Source organism: uncultured Leptotrichia sp., from assembly GCF_938036635.1.
In the GTDB taxonomy this organism is placed as follows: Bacteria; Fusobacteriota; Fusobacteriia; order Fusobacteriales; family Leptotrichiaceae; genus Leptotrichia; species Leptotrichia hongkongensis.
Window position 1 is genome coordinate 1 of the sequence record NZ_CALHQO010000104.1, and the last position, 2875, is coordinate 2875.

General features: G+C 29.3%; 4 protein-coding genes. All 4 read left to right on the forward strand.

Annotated elements, in window-relative coordinates:
• On the forward strand, positions 1-191 hold a 191-nt coding region (locus Q0370_RS01940), incomplete at its 5' end, for a hypothetical protein (protein WP_299571372.1).
• Between the two features lie 329 nt (positions 192-520).
• Positions 521-721 (forward strand): DUF896 domain-containing protein, encoded by a 201-nt coding sequence (locus Q0370_RS01945; RefSeq protein ID WP_299571374.1) that lies wholly within the window; start codon positions 521-523, stop codon positions 719-721.
• Between the two features lie 112 nt (positions 722-833).
• Positions 834-1496 (forward strand): HAD family hydrolase, encoded by a 663-nt coding sequence (locus Q0370_RS01950; RefSeq protein ID WP_299571377.1) that lies wholly within the window; start codon positions 834-836, stop codon positions 1494-1496.
• A gap of 155 nt (positions 1497-1651) precedes the next feature.
• The gene (locus tag Q0370_RS01955) at positions 1652-2725 is read left to right on the forward strand and encodes an asparaginase (RefSeq protein WP_299571379.1); all 1074 of its coding nucleotides are present in this window, start codon (positions 1652-1654) and stop codon (positions 2723-2725) included.
• Positions 2726-2875: the final 150 nt, after the last annotated feature.

The window sequence follows — 2875 nt, forward strand, 5'->3', positions numbered from 1 at the left end:
TCCCCTGTAGGCTTATCATCTCTTATATAACGAAAGGAAGTGATTTTGTGTATATTTTTATAATTGTAATTTTAAGAAAAGATAGAGATAAATTACGAGATTGTGGATATTTAACACTATCTTTACTGGATATTGCAAATATTTTTATATCATATATTGCATTTATAGGATATGTTGCTTCGGCATTTTGAAAAATAATAGATAGAATAATAAATAAAAAAATTCTTCAAATTAAAATCACGGTTATTAAGATTAACTGTGATTTTTTGCTATATACATTTGTGAAAATGTATAAATTTTTTTAGAGAAATGCTTTAGGAAAAAGTATTGATAAATTACAGGTAATACAGTATAATAATATTGTTATATACTTTTTGGATTATGAAATTTATAAATTGGAAAAAAGATAAAAAATAAACTCAACACTAAGAGCTTAATACTAATAAATTTTATTTTATACTGTATTTTAGATAAAAATCAAGATGAAATATAATATTTTTTTAGAAAGGAAATTGGGAAAATGGAAGATATTATTAAAAAAGTAAATGAATTTTCAAAGTTGGCACGTGAGAGGGAATTGACGGAAGAAGAGAAGAAAGAGCGTGAAAAATATAGAAAAATGTATATTGAAAAATTTAAGGAAAGTGTGAGAGGGCATTTGGATAGCATTAAGGTAGTTAGAGTGGATGACGATGGGAATGTTATTGAGCCTGAAGCGTAAATAAAACAGTAATAATAGCATTTAGAGATTAATTTCTTAAAATATTGAAGTTGGATTGATAAGATTTTAGTAATTGTTTAAAGTGGATTAGGAAGGGAATGAGTGGAAATTTATGAAATACGATTTAGTTATATTTGATTTGGACGGGACGCTTATGGATACGTCAAAATCTATTACAAAGACTGTAAATTCAGCGATGGAAGAACTTGGGAAAAAGCAATATTCTGCTAATGAATGCGTAAAATTTGTCGGTGGTGGAGTTTCAGGGCTTGCACGGAATATTTTGGGAAAAGAAAAATATGATGATGTAACGAATGAGGAAATGGAAAAAGTTATAAGAAAATATTATGATATTTACTTTGACTATGGTGTCGAGCCTTATGAAGGAATACCTGAATTGCTTGATTTTTTGGAACAGAATGGCGTGAAAAAAGGTATTGTAACCAATAAGGATCATGAAACAGCTTTGTCTGCTGTTGATAAAAAGTTATCCAAATGGAAATTTGATGGAATATTTGGCTCAAATGAAAAGGAATATCCAAATAAGCCAAATCCGTACAATGTTGATAAAATGGCACAAAACTTAAATATTTCAAAAGAAAAAATATTATTTGTTGGAGACATGCTTGTGGATGTAAATACAGTTAAAAATGCTGGAATTGATATTGTTTACTGTAAATGGGGATTTGGCGAAGTAAAAGGTGAGGCTGGAATTGACGAAGATGTAAAGGTGTCCAGTGTTCAGGAAATTATTGAAAGAATAAAAGGTGAATAGAAAGTTTTTAGGGAAATCGTTTTAGTATTTTATATTAAAGCGATTTTTTTTGATTTGTAAAGTGCTATACATTTACTAGAGAAAATGATAAAATAAAGTCAAGGTAAAAAAGTTTGGATAACAAATGAACAGTAGAAGAAGGAACGGTGGGATGTATGCAAGAACAAAGCAGTCAGAAGATTTTGGTAATAAATACAGGTGGGACAATCAGCATGGTCCATTCAGATAAAGATGACAATAAAAGTGCATTGAAACCCTCTTCATCTTGGGAGGAAGTTATATATAACTATCAATTTTTAAAGGATATGAATGTTGATTATGTTCAGACAAGCAAAATCATTGATTCTTCTGATATGAATTATGAAATTTGGCTGGAAATTGGTAAAATAATTGAAGAAAATTACGATAAATACAAAGGTTTTGTAATACTACATGGAACGGATACAATGTCTTATACTGTAAGTGTTCTTTCTTTTATGTTAAAAAATCTTGGGAAAACGGTGATTTTGACAGGAGCACAACGTCCAATTCAGGAAATTAGAAGTGATGGACTGCAAAATTTGCTAACTTCTATTGAAATAATTGAAAAACAGACACAGGGAAATAGTGAAATTTACAATTCAGAAAATGAAAAGTTGCCTATTATTCCAGAAGTGTGCGTATTTTTCAGAGATCATCTTTTTAGGGGAAATCGTTCAAGAAAGCTTGATTCTACAAATTATTTTGGATTTTCTTCCCCAAATTATCTTCCATTAGGGCAGGCAGGCTCAAAAATAAAAATATATGAAAACAGGCTATTATCAAAGCCAGAGGGAAAATTTTATGTAGATTACAAAATTAATCCAAATGTACTGATGATGGATGTATTCCCTGGATTTAATCCTAAAATTTTAAAACGGATATTCCAAGATGATGATAGTATAAAAGGACTTGTATTACGGACTTACGGAAGTGGAAATACTCCACAAAATAAGGAATTTTTAGAAACAATAAAATATATAATTGATATGGGAGTTATAATTCTGAATGTAACTCAATGCACAGTTGGAAGTGTGGAAATGGGACTTTATGAGTCAAATGCCATACTTACGGAACTAGGTGTCGTAAATGGATACGACATGACACCAGAAGCTGCAATTACAAAATTCATGTGCCTTTTAGGGAAATATGATGTGGAAAAAGTGAAGGAAAGATTGGTAATGAATATTGCGGGAGAGCTTACTAAATAGATTTTATACTAAACCCCATTTAAATAACGAATTCGTTAAAAACTTTTTTAATAAGGGATATAAACCTAATATTTCAAATAATCAAAATATAATTTTTTATTTTTTAAATAAAGTCTAGTATAAATATAATCTGTCGGAGCATTTTTATGT